This is a genomic window from Agrobacterium tumefaciens (genome assembly GCA_025560025.1).
Lineage (GTDB): Bacteria > Pseudomonadota > Alphaproteobacteria > Rhizobiales > Rhizobiaceae > Agrobacterium.
In genome coordinates, this window is sequence record CP048485.1 from 1,330,866 (window position 1) to 1,349,797 (window position 18,932).

Genomic DNA, 18,932 nt, shown 5'->3' on the forward strand with positions numbered 1-18,932 from the left:
GGCGAAAGGCGCCTTTGCCCCTTGTCCCTCCAGCCAAGCTCGGGCAAAACAACCCTGTTCAATCACAAGACAATACCAGGAGATCGAAAATGGACGTTCGCGCCGCAGTTGCCATTCAGGCAGGAAAACCGCTTGAGGTCATGACCGTGCAGCTGGAAGGTCCGCGCGCCGGCGAAGTGCTGATCGAGGTCAAGGCGACCGGCATCTGCCATACCGACGATTTCACCCTGTCGGGCGCTGATCCGGAAGGCCTGTTTCCGGCCATTCTCGGCCATGAGGGCGCCGGTATTGTCGTTGATGTCGGCCCCGGCGTCACCTCGGTCAAGAAGGGTGACCATGTCATTCCGCTCTACACGCCGGAATGCCGCGAGTGTTATTCCTGCACCTCGCGCAAGACCAATCTCTGCACCTCCATCCGCGCCACCCAGGGCCAGGGCGTGATGCCCGATGGCACGAGCCGATTCTCGATCGGCAAGGACAAGATCCACCATTATATGGGCTGCTCGACCTTCTCGAACTACACCGTCCTGCCCGAGATCGCGCTGGCCAAGATCAACCCGGACGCTCCCTTCGACAAGGTCTGCTACATTGGCTGCGGCGTAACGACCGGTATCGGCGCGGTCATCAACACCGCCAAGGTCGAGATCGGCTCCACCGCCATCGTCTTCGGTCTCGGCGGCATCGGCCTCAACGTGCTGCAGGGCCTGCGCCTTGCCGGTGCGGACATGATCATAGGCGTGGACATCAACCCCGACCGCAAGGCCTGGGGCGAGAAGTTCGGCATGACCCATTTCGTCAACCCGAAAGAAGTGGGCGACGACATCGTGCCCTATCTCGTCAACATGACGAAGCGCAATGGCGACCTGATCGGCGGCGCGGACTATACGTTCGACTGCACGGGCAATACAAAGGTTATGCGCCAGGCGCTGGAAGCCTCGCATCGCGGCTGGGGCAAATCGGTCATCATCGGCGTTGCCGGCGCCGGCCAGGAAATCTCGACGCGTCCGTTCCAGCTGGTCACCGGCCGCAACTGGATGGGCACGGCCTTCGGCGGCGCACGCGGCCGCACCGATGTGCCGAAGATCGTCGACTGGTACATGGAAGGCAAGATCCAGATCGATCCGATGATCACCCATACGATGCCGCTCGAAGACATCAACAAGGGCTTCGACCTGATGCACAAGGGCGAAAGCATCCGCGGCGTCGTTGTCTATTGATCGGCTAAACACCACGGCAGACGTGCCCCGCGCGTCTGCCGTTCATGCAAATGTGATCACCCCCGCGCGCCTTGCTGCCGCCGCGATTAACGGGACAGTAAATCTATCGTCGTAAGCCAATATTGCCCGGTGGGGTTGAAAATACCCCCGGAAGCCGGCACGACGCCAGACTGCGGGAGCGACCTCTGAAAATAATACCCATCGACAACGGAAACCGCGTCGCCGCCGTTGCGCTTCTGACGAAGGGTTTCCCGGAAAAAGGCGAGGCCTTCTGGTCTCGCGGCCTGTCATTTATCAGTGCACATCATGAGCGGCGGGACCTCGGCGCGATCGGGCAATTGCTGATAAAGGGCGATGATGCCGTCGGCGTTCTCCTGACGATCAGGAGCCGCCTGCCCGATACCGACCAGATCATCGTCAACCTGTCGAGCTGGTATGTCGAGCCGTCCAGCCGGTGGTTTGCACCGCGCATGCTGCAAATGGCCTCGTCCTCCGAAGAGGAAACCTTCACCGACTTCACCCCGTCTCCCGAAGCCTGCAAGCTGAACGAGAGGCTGGGGTTTTCGACTATAACGGATTACACGCTCTTTTATCCCCTGCTGCCAAAGGCGATCGGTCCGGCAAGGGCGCGGCTGCGCCCGCTTACCGACGTGCCGCCCGGCGCGCTATCGGCGGCGATGCGCGACACTCTGGAGGATCATGCGCGTTTCGGCTGCATCGTGGCGGTGCTGGAGGCGGATCAAATTCATCATCCGCTGGTATTCCTGAAAACAACGACCAAGAGGCTGCCTTCGGCCCGCCTCATCTATTGCGAGGACAGGCAGCTTGCGCAAAGGCACATATCGGCAATTGCCCGCCACCTTCTTCGCAGGGGCCGGCTCGCCATGACCATGGCAGCCTCCGATGAAGAACGGGACGCCGGTGGCTTCGCCGTGCTCAAATCCGCGCCGATACAAGTAAAAGGCGCATGGAACCCACGGTTTATTAACGAAACATATTCAGAATTGGTGTTATTGCCACCCTGGGTATTGGGACGCTCCTGAAAAGACCGCGTTGAACCCTGCCTGCAAAGAAGAAAAGGCGCTTCGGCCAATATATCCCGACAGCGCGAACGAGCGGAGAACAAGCATGGTTTCAGCGCAACTCAGGGAAGCGGATGTAGCAGAGACCGTCTATTCCTACCTCTCGCAGCGTTTCCCGGCCCATGCGCCTTTTGCAGACGATACGCCATTGCTCGAAGGTGGCGCGATTGATTCGCTCGGCTTCCTCGAACTGATGATCTTTCTCGGCGAAGGCTTCGGCATAATCCTCAATGACGAGCATTTCACGCCGGAAAACCTCGGCACACCGGCCGATCTCATAAGCTTCGTCATGCAGGAACGGCGCAGATGACACCCCACGTCCTGCTGCACCACCTGCTCACTGCGCGGGCGGAAAGCGGCGATGAGGCACTCGTCTACAAGGAACAATCGCTGAGCTACCGCGAATTTTCCGATGCGGCTGCGCGTTGCGCAGCAGCCCTGCGGGAGGCCGGAGCGGAGCGTGGTGACCGCATCGTCATCTTCCTGCCGCGCGGTATCGAGGAATGCTGGTCGATCTTCGGCGTGAGCATGGCGTCCTGCGTCTTCGTGCCGGTCAACGCACTTTTGAAGGCACAGCAGATCCGCCATATCGTCAGGGATTGCGGCGCGAAAATCATCATCAGCAGTGCTGCGATGACGGATGAGCTGGGTGCTGCCCTGGAAGACCTGGCAGGTGTCAAAGTGCTGCTGGCGGAAGATATCGACAGACGCCCGGCCGCGACGGCGAAAGCCTCGGCTGCAATTGGCGAGGACCTGGCCGCGATCCTCTACACATCAGGCTCCACCGGATCGCCCAAGGGCGTCATGCTGTCGCATCGCAATCTTCTGGCCGGCGCGCGCATCGTGCGCACCTATCTGGGGATCACGGCCACAGACCGCCTTCTTTCCCTCCTGCCCTTCAGCTTCGATTACGGCCTGAACCAGCTGCTGACGGCGGTGGAACAGGGCGCGACGACGATCATCTCCACCTTCAGACTGGGCGACGACATTGTCCGCGATCTGCGCGACCACGCCATTACCGGCCTTGCAGGCGTTCCGACCGTCTGGGCGATCCTGACCAGGGCGGCGCCCCTGCTGGCGAAAACGCCGCTGCCGCAGCTGCGCTATATCACCAATTCCGGCGGCCGCGTTCCGCAGGAAACCGTCAAGGCGCTGCGCGACCGGCTGCCGGATACAAAAATCTATCTGATGTATGGTCTCACGGAAGCCTTCCGCTCCACCTTTCTGCCGCCGGACGAGATCGATAATCGCCCGACCTCCATCGGCAAGGCCATTCCGGAATGTGAAATTTTCATCGTCACCGACAAGGGACAAAGGGCAAAACCGGGCGAGCCCGGCATTCTCGTCCATCGCGGCCCGACCGTTTCGCTGGGCTACTGGAACCGGCCGGAAGACACGGCCAAGGTGCTGCGCCCCCACCCCTTCATTCCGGCGGCGCTGGGCGGCGAAACCGTCTGTTACTCCGGCGATCTGGCGGTGGAGGACCAGGATGGCTTTTTCAGCTTCGTGGCCCGCAACGATGCGATGATCAAATCGTCAGGCTATCGCATCAGCCCGACCGAGGTGGAGGAGAGCCTGATGTCGACCGGCCTTTTCCAGCAGGTCGCTGTCATCGGCCTGCCGGACCCCTTTGCGGGTGAAAAGGTCCATGCCGTCGCAACCGCTGCAAATGAGAACATCGACGTTTCGGCAGCGCTCAGGAAAGCCGCCGAGACGCTCGCCCCCTTCATGATTCCGCGCGCCATCGAACTGGTCGACCGGCTTCCGGTCACGGCCAATGGCAAGGTGGATTACCGCGCGCTGGTGCGCGAACGGACGGACAATGGCGCCCACGGATAGACCCCAGAGCCACGGCCCTGCCCTTGCCGCCGCGCAATTTGCAGTCAGTGAAAACGATCTCGTCATCGGCGGCCTTGCAGTGCGCGATATCGTCGCCGAGACCGGAACGCCGTGTTTCCTCTATGATGCGAGCGCCATGCGCCGCGCTTATCGCGATCTCGAAACCGCGCTGAGTGACTTTGCCGGCATCTATTATTCGGTGAAGGCCAATCCCCTGCCCGCCATCGTGTCGCTCCTCCGCGAAGAAGGCGCCGGTGCGGAAATCGCCTCCGTCGGTGAATATCGCGCCGCCATCAAGGCGGGTGTGCCGCCGGAAAAGATCATCTTCGCCGGCCCCGGCAAACGCCACGCCGAATTGCTGGAAGTGATCGAGGGCGGCATCGGCGAAATCCATATCGAGAGCGCCGAGGAAATCGCCCGCATCGAAACCATCGGCAGGCCGGTCAAGGCCTCGATTCGCATCAATCCGGTGCCGGACGCGCAGGCAGGCGCCATGCGCATGGGCGGCAAGGCTACCGCCTTCGGTTTCGATGAGGAAGAGCTGGAAAACGTCCTGCCCCTGTTCGGCGACAGCAGGCATATCAATCTCGTCGGCATCCATATCTACGGCGGCACGCAGATCCTCGATGCGGACATGCTTGTCTCCCAGTGGAGACATTCCATCTCCATTGCGGCGCGCATGGCGGACATGCTCGGCAGGCCGCTTCAGACCATCGATCTCGGCGGCGGCCTCGGCATCCCCTATTTCGCCGGGGAAACGCCGCTTGATCTCGCAACGGTAAGCGCCGCCATTCCCGACCTCAAGGCGCTCATGCGGGCGCATCCGCTGATTGCTGACGCCCATGTCATTGTCGAACCCGGCCGCTTCCTCGCGGGTCCCGGCGGCATCTATGTGGCGGAAGTCAATGCGGTAAAGACCTCGCGCGGCACCACCTTCGTGGTGACGGATGGCGGCATGCACCATCACCTGGCCGCATCCGGCAATCTCGGCCAGATCGTCAAACGCAACTATCCCATCGTGGCACCCGCCATGATGCAGGCGGATCATGAGGAAACGGCAACCATCGTCGGCCCGCTCTGCACACCGCTCGATACGCTGGCCCGCAATGCCGCCCTGCCGAAACTGAAAGCCGGAGACCTCGTCGCCATCCTGCAATCGGGAGCCTATGGCGCCAGCGCCAGCCCCACGGGTTTTCTCAGCCATGCGGCAGCAAAGGAAGTGCTGGTGGAAGATGGGGCGTTTGAGGTGGTCGGGCGCTGATCAGCCCCGCAACAACCTGTCCCCAACTGCGAATTTAGATTTCAGCAGGCACTCATCATATTCCGCCTCGGCCACGGAATCGAAAACGATGCCGCCGCCGACATTGAAGACGGCGCGGCCATCATCAAACAGGCTGAGCGTGCGGATCGCCACGGAGAACCGCATCTCACCATATGGAGATATGAAGCCGATCGCGCCGCAATAGGCGTCGCGTGACGTCTCTTCCAGCTCGCGCAGGATTTTCATCGCCCACATTTTCGGTGCACCGGTAACGGAGCCGCAGGGAAACAGCGCGGCAAAAATATCCTCGACCGTCGCCTCAGGCAGAAGTTTCGCCCGCACATGGCTGACCATCTGGTGCACAGTCGGATAGGTCTCGATATCAAACAGCCGTGGCACATCGAGGCTGCCAACCTCGGTGATGCGGGAAATATCGTTGCGCAGCAGATCGACGATCATGCGGTTTTCGGCCAGCGTCTTTTCATCGGTCAGCATCGCCGCGATGATCGCCCGGTCCTCTTCCGCATCGGCCCCGCGCGGCGTCGTGCCCTTCATCGGATGAGTTTCGATGAAACCCTCGCGATCCACCGAGAAAAACAGTTCCGGTGAGCGTGACAGGATAACCGGGCCGCCGAGATCGACCAGCGCGCCATATTTCACCGGCTGACGCTCGACAAGCGACCAGAAGGCCGTCAGCGGATCACCGCTCCAGCGGGCATGAACGGGCATGGTCAGATTGCCCTGGTAACAGTCGCCACGGCGCAGATGATCATGCAGCCGCTCGAAGCGCTGGCAATATTCTTCAAGCGTCCATGCGGGCCGGAGATCGGAGAGAAATGCGTCCGCATCCGGCACCTCGCCGGGGCGCGAAAATCGCCCGGCATCCGGCTGCGGAGCGGAGAAGACGCCAAAGCGCAGAAACGGCACATTGCGGGGCTCGGCCGCAAAAGGCGCAAGCTTCGGCTCGAACAGGAAACCCGCCTCGTAGGACATATAGCCGGCAAGATATTTCCCGTCGCGACGCAGCTGCTCCATGCGCTTGAGCGCTGCAAAAAACGCCTCCGGCTCGTCCGCGACGATGATCTCTTCCGGCTCGGTGAAGGCTGTCACCGTGCCGGTCGTATCATCCCGGAAAAGAACGTAAGGCGCATGTGCCAAGGAAAGCGTCCGAAACAGGAAAAAGGGTCGAGGAGGATCAGACCGGGTCTATATCGCCGCGCGCCCACATCTCTATGGTTTCCGCATAAAAATCGGCGAAACGGCCTTCCTCGATCGACTTGCGGATACCCTGCATCAGCTCCTGATAATAGGCAAGATTGTGCCAGGAGAGCAGCATGCCGCCCAGCGCCTCGTTGGAGCGCGTGAGGTGATGCAGATAGGCGCGGGAATAATCGCGCGAGGCCGGGCAGTTGGACTGCTCGTCGAGCGGGCGCATATCCTCGGCATGGCGGGCATTGCGGATATTGACCCTGCCACGACGGGTAAAGGCAAGCCCGTGGCGGCCGGAACGGGTGGGCATCACGCAGTCGAACATGTCGATGCCGCGCGCCACGGATTTCAGGATGTCGTCAGGCGTGCCGACGCCCATCAGGTAACGCGGCTTTTCGGTTGGCAGCACCGGCAGGGTGATATCGAGCATGCCGAGCATCACATCCTGCGGCTCGCCGACGGCAAGACCGCCGACCGCATAACCCTTCAGATCAAGCTGCTTCAACCCTTCGGCGGAACGGACGCGCAAGTCCGGCTGGTCGCCGCCCTGCACGATGCCGAACATGGCCTTGCCGGGCTGCTCGCCAAAGGCGACGCGGCAGCGCTCGGCCCAGCGCAGCGACATTTCCATCGCCCGCTCGATTTCCTTGCGCTCGGCCGGCAGCGCAATGCATTCATCCAGCTGCATCTGGATATCGGAATCGAGCATGCCCTGAATTTCGATGGAGCGTTCCGGCGACATGTGGTGCAGCGAACCGTCCACATGGCTCTTGAAGGTCACACCCTGCTCATCCAGCTTGCGCAGGCCAGATAGCGACATCACCTGAAAGCCGCCACTATCGGTGAGGATCGGATGCGGCCAGCGGATCAGCTCATGCAGGCCGCCAAGGCGGGCAACACGCTCCGGACCTGGCCGCAGCATCAGGTGATAGGTATTGCCGAGAATGATATCGGCCCCAAGCTCCCGCACCTGATCGAGATACATGGCCTTGACGGTGCCGACGGTGCCAACCGGCATGAAGGCGGGCGTGCGGATCACGCCGCGTGGCATGGCGACTTCGCCGAGGCGTGCGCCGCCGCTCGTGGCTTTCAGGGTGAAGGTGAATTTGTCGTGCATCAGTTTTTCCGGAACAACAGGCTGGAATCGCCATAGGAATAGAAGCGGTATCCGGTTTCGATGGCGTGCTTATAAGCGTCACGCATCGTTTCGAGACCGCAGAAAGCCGAAACGAGCATGAACAGCGTCGATTTCGGCAGGTGGAAATTCGTCATCAGAATATCGACCGCGCGGAAGCGGTATCCCGGCGTGATGAAAATGCCGGTGGCGTCGGACCATGGATGAATAACACCATTCTCATCGGCCGCACTTTCGATCAGGCGCAGCGATGTCGTGCCGACGCAGACGATGCGCCCGCCGCGCGCCTTTACCGCATTCAGCCGGTCGGCGGTTTCCTGCGACACATGGCCAATCTCGAAATGCATCTTGTGATCGTCGGTATCGTCGGACTTCACCGGAAGGAAGGTGCCTGCCCCAACGTGAAGCGTCACGAAATGCCGCTCGATGCCCACCTTGTCCAGCGCGGCAAACAGATCGGGCGTGAAATGCAGCCCGGCGGTGGGGGCGGCAACGGCTCCCTTTTCACGGGCGTAGATGGTCTGGTAGTCGGTCTGATCCTGTGCATCTTCCGGGCGTTTCGCCGCGATATAAGGCGGCAAGGGAATATGGCCGACCGAGGCAATCGCCTCGTCCAGCACAGGGCCGGAAACGTCGAACAGCAGCGTGATCTCGCCCTCCTCGCCCTTCTCCTCGACGGTAGCTTCCAGATGGGCAAGGCCGCAGGCATTGTCGCGCTCGTAACCGAAACGGACGCGGTCACCCTGCTTGATGCGCTTGCCGGGACGCGCGAAAGCCTTCCAGCGGGATTGATCGGCGCGCATGTGCAGCGTGGCCGAAACCGCCGTCTCCGGCGCACCTTCGCGCAGCCTGACACCTTCGAGCTGGGCGGGAATGACGCGGGTGTCGTTGAAGACAAGCGCATCGCCGGGCTTCAGGAAGGACGGCAGGTCGAAGACGCGGTGGTCTTCCATACGGTTCTCATTCGGATCGACCACCAGCAGACGCGCGCTATCGCGCGGGTTCGCCGGGCGAAGGGCGATATTCTCCTCGGGTAGGTCGAAATCGAACAGGTCTACACGCATGAAAGGGTCTTCCAGAAATCCAATTTGACACGGCACGGTGTTTTTGCGGCTCGACGCATCCGCACCCCTCACCCCTCATTCCTCATTCCTGTGCTTGTCACAGGAATCCAGTCGGCGCGCGTCTGCGCGGCGGGAGGAGTCCTTTCAGCCCAGGGACTTGGGCTGGCTGGATTCCTGTGACAAGCACAGGAATGAGGGAAGAAGAGAACGACGCGACGGATGGCAAGCGTCAAAACTGCCGCGTCCATCCTTAAAATCACGTACCGTCAATAAACGTCAAAACCCGCCTCGCATAGACTGCGAGACGGGTCGAACTGCAATTTCCAAAAATCAGGCCGCAGAAGCGAGCTTGATGGAAACGATCGAATCGGGGTCCTTCACCGGCTCGCCACGCTTGACCTTGTCGATGGCTTCCATGCCTTCGATGACCTGGCCCCAGACGGTGTACTGCTTGTTGAGCCAGGGCGAATCGGTGAAGCAGATGAAGAACTGCGAGTTGGCGGAGTTCGGGCTCTGCGAACGGGCCATGGAGCAGGTGCCGCGAACATGCGGAATGGCGGAGAATTCAGCCTTCAGGTCCGGCTTGTCGGAGCCGCCCATGCCGGCGCGGGCCGGGTTGAAGCTTTCCGCACCCTTCTTGCCGAACTTCACGTCGCCCGTCTGGGCCATGAAGTCTTCAATGACGCGGTGGAACACGACGCCGTCATAAGCGCCTTCCGATACCAGTTCCTTGATGCGGGCAACGTGGCCCGGAGCAACTTCCGGAAGAAGCTGGATCACGACCTTGCCGGTCGTCGTTTCCATGATGATGGTGTTTTCCGGATCCTTGATCTCGGCCATGATTATTCTCCTCTGTTCGGGCTCTATTGCCCTACCTTACTTCTTGCCGACGGTGACCTTGATCATCCGGTCGGGGTTGGAAACTTCGCCATTGCCGCCGGCGCCGCGCTTGATCTTGTCGACGGCTTCCATGCCGGACACGACCTTGCCGACCACGGTATACTGGCCGTTCAGGAACGGACCGTCGGCAAACATGATGAAGAACTGCGAATTGGCGGAATTCGGATCCTGCGAGCGCGCCATGCCGACCACGCCGCGCGTGAAGGGAACCTTGGAGAATTCGGCCGGAATATCCGGCAGGTCGGAACCACCGGTGCCCGCGCGCTGGGCGCTGAAGCCCTTCTCCATGTTGCCGTACTGCACGTCGCCGGTCTGCGCCATGAAACCGTCGATGACGCGGTGGAAGGCGACATTGTCATAAGCGCCCTTCTTGGCCAGCGCCTCGATCTGAGCCACGTGCTTGGGCGCGACTTCAGGCATCAGCTCGATGACAACGGGGCCGTCCTTCAGCTGGACGGTCAGGAGTTCGGCGGCAGATGCAAGGGTGCTGGCGGCAAGCGCGCCCGCAAACAGGGCGCCGGCAAAGGCAAATCGAACGAGTTTCATCGGATTGGCTCCAGAATGTGGGGCTGAAGTCAGCGCTTCAGCTTGGCGTTGAGGGCTTCAAGCACGGCTTTCGGCACGAAGGCGTCGACATTGCCGCCCATGGCGGCGATCTGCCGGACCAATGTGGCTGTAATGGGTCGCGACGAGGTGCCGGCGGGCAGGAATACGGTCTGGATGTCCGGCGCCATCTGGCGGTTCATGCCGGCCATCTGCATTTCATAATCAAGATCGGTGCCGTCGCGCAGGCCGCGCAGCAGAAGGCGCGCGCCGTGCTGACGGGCAGCATCGACAACCAGATTATCGAAGGAAACGACCTCCATGCGCGCCGCTTCGCCCGGCAGGGTCTCGGAAAGGGCCTGGCGTATCAGCGCCGCCCGCTCCTCGAAACTGAACATCGGCGCTTTTCCGGGATGGATGCCAACGGCGACGATGACTTTGGACGCGACGTTCAGCGCCTGAATAAGCACATCCAGATGTCCGTTGGTCATCGGATCGAAGGATCCTGGATAAAAGGCAATCGTCATATCGCTCTCAGGTGGTGGGCGTTATGTGCCGCCTTTTGTCATGGAGACGGTCGCGGCGCAAGACTTTTACCACCCCGGCCCCTCGTCGGCGCGGCGTGAACCACGGATGAATAGGCCGTTCAGTGCGGTTTCAGGGCTATTTTTTATAAATGGAGCCCAACAGGAAACCGAAACGCCTCTCACCCGTTAAGCATCCGGAGAATTGAAAATGCTGGCCTTCATGATCGTTCTTTCGATCGTCGCATCATTCGCTGCCGAGTATCTTTTTTTTGAATGACGCCCACCGCCAGTTTCCTGAACGCCAGATGAACAAGCCATTCAAGGAAGTTTCACAGGCGCGATGCTAATCGATTTTTACGGTTGACGCGGAACATGATCGCACATGGCGCGTTAAGAAAGAACCAAAGGAACGGACAGATGTTTGTAAGAGAAAAACAGTCTACTTCGGCAAAGATCAGCGTCATCAGCACCGCCTGGACAGTACTGGTCATCGCCATGGTGGCAACGACGTTTAGTATTTATGAACAGAAGCTGGAAAAGCAGGGTCCAGACTACCCGCAGCTGACCGCCCGTTACCAGTACATGAATTATTACTGATAGAGGGCGAGAATTTCTCGCACCAGATGGAGACACTATCATGTTCACATTTTTGACGCTGCTTCTTGCCTTGATCAGCATTATGTTCGTGACATCGATGATCTCCGTCGTCGCCGAGATGCGGCGCGAAGACGAGGAATTCAAAGCCATGATCAGGCGCGACCGCGCTTTTTGAGTGCCCGATTGCGGCCTGATCGCCGTTAAAAAGATGATTCTTCGCAACCGCCTGGCCGCTCCAGGCGGTTTTGTTTTGCCGTTTTACCGGGCGGCAAGGCGAAGATGATGGCGGAAAAACCGCGTCCCAATCACATAAGCGTTTTCAAAACCCCGTTTTTCCAAGGCAAATTCCCTTCAATTTCCGTTTGGATTGATTTAAGGAACGCCGATACGTTGCGGGCCGGACGGCTGGCGACCGCAATGACGTTCCTGTGAGGTTTGCATAACGATGCTCGATTCCCTGAGAAATGCTTCTCGAACCATGGCAGCCAAGCTGCTGCTTCTCCTGCTTGTTGTTTCGTTTGGCGTCTGGGGCGTCTCCGCATCACTCGTCACCGCCAATTCCCATGCCGTCATGACGGTGGGCGACCAGACGGTCAGCCCGGAGGAATTCCGCCTCGCCTATCAGCGTCAGATTTCCGACCTCAGCCGCCAGTTCGGCACCCGTCTGACGACGGAGCAGGCAAAGGCATTCGGCATCGACCGTCAGGTGTTCAGCCAGCTTGCCGCCGGCGCCGCCCTCGACGAGCTTGCCTCGAAGATGAATCTCGGCCTTTCGGAAGACCGCCTTGCCAACCTCATCGCCGAAGACCCGGCCTTCAAGTCGGTCAATGGCCAGTTCGACCGTAATCTCTTCAGCGAGCGCCTGCGCAATTCCGGCTTCCGCGAAGACGACTATATCAAGGAACGCAGCAAGGTTGCCGTCAGAAGCCAGATCGTCGAAGCCGTCTCGGACGGTTTTGCCGCACCGCAGGTGCTGGTGGATGCGCTGAAACAATACCGCAACGAGCAGCGTGCGGTCGATTACGTCATCCTCTCCAACGCCGTCATCCCGCCGGTGAAGGCGCCGAGCGATGACGTTCTCACCCCCTGGTTCGAGACCAACAAGACGAAATATCGCGCACCGGAATTCCGCAAGTTCACCTATGTGAAGCTGGAACCATCGGACATTGCCGATCAGGCCTCGGTAACGGATGCCCAGATCGCCGATTATTATGAGAGCCACAAGGACAGCTTCCGCACCGCCGGCCGCCGCACGGTGGAGCAGCTGACCTTCCCGGGCAAGGAGATGGCCGAAGCCGCTGCCGAGCAGATCCGCCTCGGCAACACCACCTATGATCAGGTGGTGAAGGATCAGGGCAAGACGCCGTCCGACGTGACGCTCGGTGAATTCACCAAGGACACCATTCCCGACCAGTCGATTGCCGATGCGGCTTTCGCCATCCAGAAGGATGGCGGCGTCTCTGCGGTCGTTGAAGGTTCCTTCGGCCCGGTCATCCTGCGCGTCACCGGCATCAAGCCGGAAACCACCCGCACGCTGGAAGAGGCGAAAGAGGACATCCGCAAGGACCTCGCCACCGCCGCAGCCGCGGAAGAAATCACCAATGTGCATGATCGCTACGAAGACCTGCGCGCCGGCGGCTCTTCGCTTGCCGATGCCGCACAGCAGCTGAACCTGAAGCCCGTTACCATCGCCGCCATCGATGCGGCAGGCCTCGATGAAAAGGGCGATGCGGTTCAGGGCCTGCCCTCCCCGCAGTTGGCACAGGAAGTCTTCAAGACCGAGCCCGGCACGGAAGCCCTGCCGATCAATCTTGGCCGTGAAGGTTACATCTGGTTCGACGTCGACCAGATCATTGCCGCCCGCGACCGCACGCTTGCCGAAGTGCGAGACGATGTCGTGGCCGACTGGACGGCGGAGCAGCAGCGCACCGCGCTTGCCGCCAAGGCCGACGAGCTGAAGGCCCGCGTTGAAAAGGGTGAGACCCTTGAGGCCGTGGCTGGCGAGCTGAGCCTTGCCGTCGAGCAGAAATCCGGCCTGCGCCGCACCAGCGAAGACGCTATTTTCGGCCAGCAGACGATCGCGGCGGTCTTCTCCGGTGCTGAAGGCAAGGTTGGCACGGCGGCTGATGCCGACGGCTCCAGCCGTATCCTCTTCAAGGTCACCTCCGTTGACACCAATGCGCCTGCCGATGCGCTGGCCAATGACGACCAGCAATTCGCCGCCATCGCCCGCGCGGCCGGCGACGACATGCTGGACCAGATGGTCAACCGCCTGCAGAACGATTATGGTGTGACCATCAACCAGGCCCTCGCCGATCAGGCGATGGTCGGCTTCTAACCGGGGGGCGAAAAGATGGCCGAACTGAAGCCGCTGATCGCCAAGGTCGCGAACGGAGAAAGCCTGAACCGCGAGGATGCGCGCACGGCTTTCGACATTCTGATGTCGGGCGAAGCCACCCCGTCGCAGATCGGCGGTTTCCTGATGGCGCTGCGCGTGCGTGGAGAAACGGTGGACGAAATTGTCGGCGCCGTCTCCTCCATGCGCGCCCGCATGCTGCCGGTTTCGGCCCCCGCCAATGCCATCGATATCGTCGGAACCGGCGGTGACGGCATCGGCACCTATAATATCTCGACGCTGGCCTCGATCATCGTCGCCAGCACGGGCCTGCCGGTCGCCAAGCATGGCAACCGGGCGCTGAGTTCCAAATCCGGCACGGCGGATGCGTTATCCGCGCTCGGCGTGAAGCTCGATATCGGCCCCGACCTTATCGCCCGCTGCATCAGCGAGGCGGGTCTCGGTTTCATGTTCGCACAGCTGCACCATTCCGCCATGCGCCATGTCGGCCCGAGCCGCGTCGAGCTCGGCACAAGGACGATCTTCAACCTGCTTGGCCCCCTTTCCAACCCCGCGGGCGCAAAGCGGCAATTGCTCGGCGTCTTCTCGCCGCGCTGGCTGGTGCCGCTTGCCGAAGTGCTGCGTGATCTTGGCTCGGAGAGCATCTGGGTCGTGCATGGCGACGGCATGGATGAGGTGACCACCACGGGCGTCACCCATGTGGCGGCGCTGGAAAACGGCAAGATCCGCACCTTCGACCTGACGCCAAAGGATTTCGGCGTTCAACCGGCTCAGATGAACGATCTGAAGGGCGGCGACGGCATTGCCAATGCGGCGGCGCTGCGTGAGGTTCTGTCCGGTAAACGCAATGCCTATCGCGACGTGTCGCTGTGCAATGCGGCCGCGGCCCTCGTCATTGCCGGCAAGGCGGAAACGCTGGGTCAGGCGATGACGATTGTCAGCGAGGCGCTCGATAGCGGCGCGGCAGCCGCAGCACTGGACCGTCTGGTCGCCGTCTCAAACGAGGCAGACCCCAAGCAGGCCGACCATTAAAAGGAATGAGAGCGAAACCATGAGCGACATTCTGAAAAAGATCGAACTCTACAAGCGCGAGGAAATCGCCGCCGCCAAGGCGAAGGTTTCCCTTGCCGATCTCAAGGCGATGGCCGAGGGCCAGACCGCGCCGCGCGGCTTTTACAGAGCGCTCAGGGCAAAACAGGCCGAGGGCAAGTTCGGCCTGATTGCCGAAATCAAGAAGGCCAGCCCGTCCAAGGGCCTGATCCGCCCGGATTTCGATCCGCCGGCGCTGGCGGCCGCCTATGAAGCGGGCGACGCCGCCTGTCTTTCGGTGTTGACGGACAGCCCGAGCTTTCAGGGCGCGCCGGAATTCCTGACCGCCGCCCGCAATGCCTGCGCCCTGCCGGCGCTGCGCAAGGATTTCATGTTCGACACCTATCAGGTGCACGAGGCCCGCGCCTGGGGCGCGGACTGCATTCTCCTCATCATGGCATCACTCTCCGACGACGAGGCAAAACGCCTGGAAGACGAGGCTTTCGCGCTCGGCATGGACGTGCTGGTCGAGGTTCATGATGCGGAAGAAACCGAACGGGCGCTGAAGCTCGCCTCGCCGCTTCTCGGCATCAACAACCGCAACCTGCGCACCTTCGAAGTCAGCCTCGAAACCAGCGAGAAGCTGGCTGGTCTCGTGCCCGCCGACAAGCTGCTGGTCGGCGAAAGCGGCATCTTCACCCATGAGGATTGCAAGCGGCTGGAAAAGAGCGGCATCAGCACCTTCCTCGTCGGCGAAAGCCTGATGCGCAAGGACGATGTGACCGCGGCCACCAAGGCGCTGCTGACCGGCAGCACCGGCGTTCTGGCAGCGGAATGATCGCCCCATGAGCGAGGCGGGCAAGCTGACACATATAGACGCTGCCGGTGAAGCCCATATGGTCGATGTCGGCGACAAGGCTGAGACCGTCCGCGTCGCCGTCGCCGAGGGTTTCGTGAAGATGAAACCGGAAACACTCGCCCTTATTCGCGACGGCAACGCCAAGAAAGGCGACGTCATCGGCACCGCTCGCCTGGCGGGCATCATGGCCGCCAAGCAGACCGCCAATCTCATTCCGCTCTGCCACCCGCTGATGCTGACCAAGGTTTCGGTCGACATCACTGAAGACATTGCCCTGCCCGGCCTGCGGGTGGAAGCCATGGTGAAACTATCGGGCAAGACCGGCGTGGAGATGGAAGCGCTGACCGCCGTTTCCATCACCTGCCTGACGATCTATGACATGGCCAAGGCCGCCGACAAGGCGATGGAAATCGTCAATATCCGCCTTCTCGAAAAGCGCGGCGGCAAGTCCGGTGATTTCAGGGCTGGCGATTTGCAGCGACAGGGGAGCTGAATGAAACCGCTGCTGCCCGTGGACGAGGCCACAAGGCGCCTTCTGGAGGCGGCGGTTCCCGTAACGGCAAACGAGACGCTGCCGCTTGCCGAATGCGATGGCCGCGTCCTCTCGGCCGATCTCGCGGCGCGTCTGACCCAACCGCCCTTCGACGCCTCCGCAATGGACGGCTATGCGCTCCGCAGTGCCGATGCGCCTGAAATCGGCTCGGTTCTCACCGTCATCGGCCAGGCAGCCGCAGGCCATGCCTTTACAGCGACGGTGGGACAGGGCGAAGCCGTCCGCATCTTCACCGGCGCGCCGGTTCCCGCAGGGGCCGATACCATTCTCATTCAGGAAGACGCCGAAGGGCTGGAGGGTGGAAAAATCCGCACCACCTTCGAAGTCACCGCGGGGCGACACATTCGCCCGCGCGGTCAGGATTTCGCCGAGGGTGAAATCGTCCTGAAGGCGGGACGCGAACTCGGTTTTACCGACCTCACGGTTGCCGCGGCAATGAACCACGCCACACTTCCCGTCTATCGCAAACCGCTCGTCGCCATCCTCGCCACCGGCGACGAATTGCTGCCGCCGGGAAGCACACCGCTGCCGGCACAGATCATCGCTTCCAACACCTTCGGCGTCGCCGCACTTGCCCGCAAGGCGGGTGCGGAGGTTCTCGATCTCGGCATCATCGCCGACGACGACGCCCTGATCCGCGCTGCCATCGGCAGGGCCGTGGCGGCAAATGCCGACGTGCTGGTGACGCTCGGCGGCGCATCGGTCGGCGACCATGACCTCGTTCAGGCGGCGTTGAAGGCGGAAGGCATGCAGCTTGATTTCTGGCGTATCGCCATGCGCCCGGGAAAACCGCTGATGGTGGGCGCCATCGGCGCCATGCAGGTGCTGGGCCTGCCCGGAAACCCGGTCGCAAGTCTCGTTTGCAGCCTACTGTTTCTTGAGCCCCTGATCCGCAGGATCGCCCGCCGCGCCCCCCTGCAGCGCGCCGCTACTGCCCGCACCGCAACGCCATTAAGGGCAAATGATCACCGTCAGGACTATCTGCGCGCCCGCTTCAGCACGGACGAAAACGGCGCATTGGTGGCGGAAGCCTATCAAAAGCAGGATTCATCCATGATGAAGATATTGGCCCATTCCGACGGCCTGATCGTGCGCCCGCCCCATGCTGCGGAGGTGGAAGCCGGGACGGAATGCCCGGTGATAAGGCTTAGGGCCTGATACGCGCGCCGCGCGTCGGGATTTGCGGCAAACAGCTGCCAGCCTCTTTGCAACACTTGCCGAATGGTTGCCGCGCCGCTGCAGAACGGCCCTGCCCCCTTCCGTCCGGCACCAGAACCTCAAATAAAACTGTAACATTCCTGTATCCTGAGACGTATGACAAAAAAAACCGCCTATAAGCGGAGTCATTACGAATTCAAAAGACACCTTCTCCATCCGCCATGGGAATATTTCCCCATATTGTTGTGCCAAAATAAATCACATGAATCCTGTTATTGGGATTGACAGAATAAATGCGATGCTGTCACCAAGACGAACAGTAGAGGGGAAAAATTCCGGAATTTCCAGAAAATGAGAATTACTTATAATTATCAATTAAATAAGATAAAAAACGGCGAAAATGGAATTTCCGGCAACAAAAATTAGTTTCCTATAAATTAAGCTTTCCAAAACGGGCTTCATAATAATAATCATAGTCGATAAGCAGACTCACTGGAGTTTCTTGATGAACACGGCATCCACGCCCAAAACCACGGGACCCGACATTGCCGGGCAGATTGCCTATGCCATGCGGAGCATGGGTGTTTCGCCGATCCCGCGCAATTACAGCCTGTTTTACGAAGCCTATATCGGCTCGAACCCGGCCCTGACGAAGGATCTGGCGGCACTTGGAAACCGCGTCACCCAGGAAGACCTGGACGAACTGTCCACGCGCTACGGTGAAGGCAATCCCGGACGGGCAATCGACGACGCGCATGAGAAGCTGCGGCGCGAACTGGAGGGCCTTCTGGGCACGCTGAGGCGCGAACAATCCTCCATCGAAAACTACAACCGGATTCTCGGCGAAACGCGCCAGCGCATCGACGACAAGAATGCCTCCAGCACCAATATTCTGAGGAATGCGATTTCATTGCTGGCCGAGGCGACGGGCTCGAAGATCATTGATGGCGAAAAGGCGTTCAACGACGTCAACCGCCATGCCGAGGAAATGCATCAGGTTCGCCTGGAGCTGGATGAATATAAGCGCATCGCCAATACCGACTCGCTGACCCGCCTTTCCAACCGGCGCGCTTTCGATGACAGGCTGGCCTCCGTTTATGACAGTTCCATCGGCCTGCAATATACCACGCTCGTCCTGCTCGATATCGACCATTTCAAGCGCATCAATGACACATTCGGCCACCCGGTCGGCGACAAGATTCTCGCCACCGTCGCCTCGGTCATCCGCGCCAATGTGCGCAAGGACGGTTTCGTCGCCAGAAGCGGCGGCGAGGAATTCGCCATCATTCTCGATGGCAATACGCCCGAGGAGGTCATGGTGATGTGCGAGCGCATTCGCCTGTCGCTGGAAAGCACGCCGTTCCGCAATTCCAGATCAGGCGCGGACTATGGCACGGTGACGATCTCCATCGGCTTTGCCTCCGCCGCGCAGGCCAACAATCCGAGCGAGCTTTACGGCCACGCCGACACCGCGCTGTACCACGCCAAGGAAACCGGCAGGAACCGCTCCATCTTTTATGAAGACGGCATGCAGAAGAATTATACCGGCAAGAACTGGCTGATTTACCGGACATAAGCCGGGTGGCATTTACCCCACGATCTC

Annotated in this window: 18 protein-coding genes; 12 read left to right on the forward strand and 6 right to left on the reverse strand. The window is 60.7% G+C overall.

The window, feature by feature from the left end; translation table 11 throughout:
- The first annotated feature begins 89 nt into the window (after positions 1–89).
- The 5 genes from FY152_06555 (at position 90) to FY152_06575 (ending at position 5,399) form a co-directional block, all read left to right on the forward strand.
- Positions 90–1,217: an S-(hydroxymethyl)glutathione dehydrogenase/class III alcohol dehydrogenase gene (locus tag FY152_06555; GenBank protein UXS31763.1), complete on the forward strand. Its 1,128-nt coding sequence runs from the start codon at positions 90–92 to the stop codon at positions 1,215–1,217.
- Between the two features lie 284 nt (positions 1,218–1,501).
- Positions 1,502–2,260: a hypothetical protein gene (locus tag FY152_06560; protein UXS33230.1), complete on the forward strand. Its 759-nt coding sequence runs from the start codon at positions 1,502–1,504 to the stop codon at positions 2,258–2,260.
- Positions 2,261–2,345: 85 nt separating this feature from the next.
- Positions 2,346–2,609, forward strand: a complete 264-nt coding sequence (locus tag FY152_06565; protein UXS31764.1) for an acyl carrier protein — start codon at positions 2,346–2,348, stop codon at positions 2,607–2,609.
- Complete coding sequence (locus tag FY152_06570; GenBank protein UXS31765.1) at positions 2,606–4,138, forward strand: AMP-binding protein; 1,533 nt, start codon at positions 2,606–2,608, stop codon at positions 4,136–4,138. Before FY152_06565 ends, FY152_06570 begins: the two co-directional genes overlap by 4 nt.
- A complete protein-coding gene (locus FY152_06575; protein UXS31766.1) occupies positions 4,122–5,399 on the forward strand; it encodes a type III PLP-dependent enzyme in 1,278 nt (425 codons plus the stop codon). The genes FY152_06570 and FY152_06575 overlap by 17 nt, the downstream gene beginning before the upstream one ends.
- Here the strand turns inward: FY152_06575 and FY152_06580 are convergent, their stop codons facing one another.
- The 6 genes from FY152_06580 to coaD all read right to left on the reverse strand — a co-directional run bounded on the left by FY152_06580 (position 5,400) and on the right by coaD (position 10,777).
- Positions 5,400–6,557, reverse strand: coding sequence for an aminodeoxychorismate synthase component I (locus tag FY152_06580; GenBank protein UXS31767.1), 1,158 nt, complete (start codon positions 6,555–6,557; stop codon positions 5,400–5,402).
- 37 nt (positions 6,558–6,594) lie between these two features.
- Positions 6,595–7,725 carry a tRNA guanosine(34) transglycosylase Tgt gene (gene tgt / locus FY152_06585; GenBank protein ID UXS31768.1) on the reverse strand — a complete coding sequence of 377 codons (1,131 nt, stop codon included), beginning with the start codon at positions 7,723–7,725 and terminating at the stop codon, positions 6,595–6,597.
- On the reverse strand, positions 7,725–8,807 hold the full coding sequence (queA, locus tag FY152_06590) for a tRNA preQ1(34) S-adenosylmethionine ribosyltransferase-isomerase QueA (GenBank protein ID UXS31769.1): 1,083 nt from the start codon (positions 8,805–8,807) through the stop codon (positions 7,725–7,727). The genes tgt and queA overlap by 1 nt, the downstream gene beginning before the upstream one ends.
- A 330-nt stretch (positions 8,808–9,137) precedes the next feature.
- Entirely contained in the window at positions 9,138–9,647 is a 510-nt protein-coding gene (locus tag FY152_06595) for a peptidylprolyl isomerase (GenBank protein UXS31770.1), read from the reverse strand.
- 36 nt (positions 9,648–9,683) lie between these two features.
- Positions 9,684–10,253 carry a peptidylprolyl isomerase gene (locus FY152_06600; protein ID UXS31771.1) on the reverse strand — a complete coding sequence of 190 codons (570 nt, stop codon included), beginning with the start codon at positions 10,251–10,253 and terminating at the stop codon, positions 9,684–9,686.
- Between the two features lie 29 nt (positions 10,254–10,282).
- Positions 10,283–10,777 carry a pantetheine-phosphate adenylyltransferase gene (coaD, locus tag FY152_06605; GenBank protein ID UXS31772.1) on the reverse strand — a complete coding sequence of 165 codons (495 nt, stop codon included), beginning with the start codon at positions 10,775–10,777 and terminating at the stop codon, positions 10,283–10,285.
- Positions 10,778–11,194: 417 nt separating this feature from the next.
- Here coaD and FY152_06610 point away from each other — a divergent pair, with 417 nt between their 5' ends.
- From FY152_06610 to FY152_06640, 7 genes are all read left to right on the forward strand, one after another.
- Positions 11,195–11,374: a hypothetical protein gene (locus tag FY152_06610; protein UXS31773.1), complete on the forward strand. Its 180-nt coding sequence runs from the start codon at positions 11,195–11,197 to the stop codon at positions 11,372–11,374.
- A 445-nt stretch (positions 11,375–11,819) separates the two neighbouring features.
- Positions 11,820–13,712, forward strand: a complete 1,893-nt coding sequence (locus FY152_06615) for a peptidylprolyl isomerase (GenBank protein UXS31774.1) — start codon at positions 11,820–11,822, stop codon at positions 13,710–13,712.
- A gap of 15 nt (positions 13,713–13,727) precedes the next feature.
- Positions 13,728–14,762 (forward strand): anthranilate phosphoribosyltransferase, encoded by a 1,035-nt coding sequence (gene trpD / locus FY152_06620; GenBank protein ID UXS31775.1) that lies wholly within the window; start codon positions 13,728–13,730, stop codon positions 14,760–14,762.
- 19 nt (positions 14,763–14,781) lie between these two features.
- Positions 14,782–15,597 carry an indole-3-glycerol phosphate synthase TrpC gene (gene trpC / locus FY152_06625; protein ID UXS31776.1) on the forward strand — a complete coding sequence of 272 codons (816 nt, stop codon included), beginning with the start codon at positions 14,782–14,784 and terminating at the stop codon, positions 15,595–15,597.
- A 7-nt stretch (positions 15,598–15,604) separates the two neighbouring features.
- Positions 15,605–16,111 carry a cyclic pyranopterin monophosphate synthase MoaC gene (moaC, locus tag FY152_06630; protein ID UXS31777.1) on the forward strand — a complete coding sequence of 169 codons (507 nt, stop codon included), beginning with the start codon at positions 15,605–15,607 and terminating at the stop codon, positions 16,109–16,111.
- A complete protein-coding gene (locus tag FY152_06635) occupies positions 16,112–17,329 on the forward strand; it encodes a molybdopterin molybdotransferase MoeA (protein ID UXS31778.1) in 1,218 nt (405 codons plus the stop codon).
- A 505-nt stretch (positions 17,330–17,834) separates the two neighbouring features.
- Positions 17,835–18,905: a diguanylate cyclase gene (locus tag FY152_06640; protein UXS31779.1), complete on the forward strand. Its 1,071-nt coding sequence runs from the start codon at positions 17,835–17,837 to the stop codon at positions 18,903–18,905.
- The last annotated feature ends 27 nt before the right edge of the window (positions 18,906–18,932 follow it).

What these genes read in the sequence shown, in the direction of transcription:
- FY152_06555 (UXS31763.1), top strand. Translation starts at nt 90, where the DNA reads ATGGACGTTCGCGCCGCAGTTGCCATTCAGGCAGGAAAACCGCTTGAG.
- FY152_06565 (UXS31764.1), top strand. Translation starts at nt 2,346, where the DNA reads ATGGTTTCAGCGCAACTCAGGGAAGCGGATGTAGCAGAGACCGTCTAT.
- FY152_06570 (UXS31765.1), top strand. Translation starts at nt 2,606, where the DNA reads ATGACACCCCACGTCCTGCTGCACCACCTGCTCACTGCGCGGGCGGAA.
- FY152_06575 (UXS31766.1), top strand. Translation starts at nt 4,122, where the DNA reads ATGGCGCCCACGGATAGACCCCAGAGCCACGGCCCTGCCCTTGCCGCC.
- tgt (UXS31768.1), bottom strand. Translation starts at nt 7,725, where the DNA reads ATGCACGACAAATTCACCTTCACCCTGAAAGCCACGAGCGGCGGCGCA.
- queA (UXS31769.1), bottom strand. Translation starts at nt 8,807, where the DNA reads ATGCGTGTAGACCTGTTCGATTTCGACCTACCCGAGGAGAATATCGCC.
- FY152_06595 (UXS31770.1), bottom strand. Translation starts at nt 9,647, where the DNA reads ATGGCCGAGATCAAGGATCCGGAAAACACCATCATCATGGAAACGACG.
- FY152_06600 (UXS31771.1), bottom strand. Translation starts at nt 10,253, where the DNA reads ATGAAACTCGTTCGATTTGCCTTTGCCGGCGCCCTGTTTGCGGGCGCG.
- coaD (UXS31772.1), bottom strand. Translation starts at nt 10,777, where the DNA reads ATGACGATTGCCTTTTATCCAGGATCCTTCGATCCGATGACCAACGGA.
- FY152_06610 (UXS31773.1), top strand. Translation starts at nt 11,195, where the DNA reads ATGTTTGTAAGAGAAAAACAGTCTACTTCGGCAAAGATCAGCGTCATC.
- FY152_06615 (UXS31774.1), top strand. Translation starts at nt 11,820, where the DNA reads ATGCTCGATTCCCTGAGAAATGCTTCTCGAACCATGGCAGCCAAGCTG.
- trpD (UXS31775.1), top strand. Translation starts at nt 13,728, where the DNA reads ATGGCCGAACTGAAGCCGCTGATCGCCAAGGTCGCGAACGGAGAAAGC.
- trpC (UXS31776.1), top strand. Translation starts at nt 14,782, where the DNA reads ATGAGCGACATTCTGAAAAAGATCGAACTCTACAAGCGCGAGGAAATC.
- moaC (UXS31777.1), top strand. Translation starts at nt 15,605, where the DNA reads ATGAGCGAGGCGGGCAAGCTGACACATATAGACGCTGCCGGTGAAGCC.
- FY152_06635 (UXS31778.1), top strand. Translation starts at nt 16,112, where the DNA reads ATGAAACCGCTGCTGCCCGTGGACGAGGCCACAAGGCGCCTTCTGGAG.
- FY152_06640 (UXS31779.1), top strand. Translation starts at nt 17,835, where the DNA reads ATGAACACGGCATCCACGCCCAAAACCACGGGACCCGACATTGCCGGG.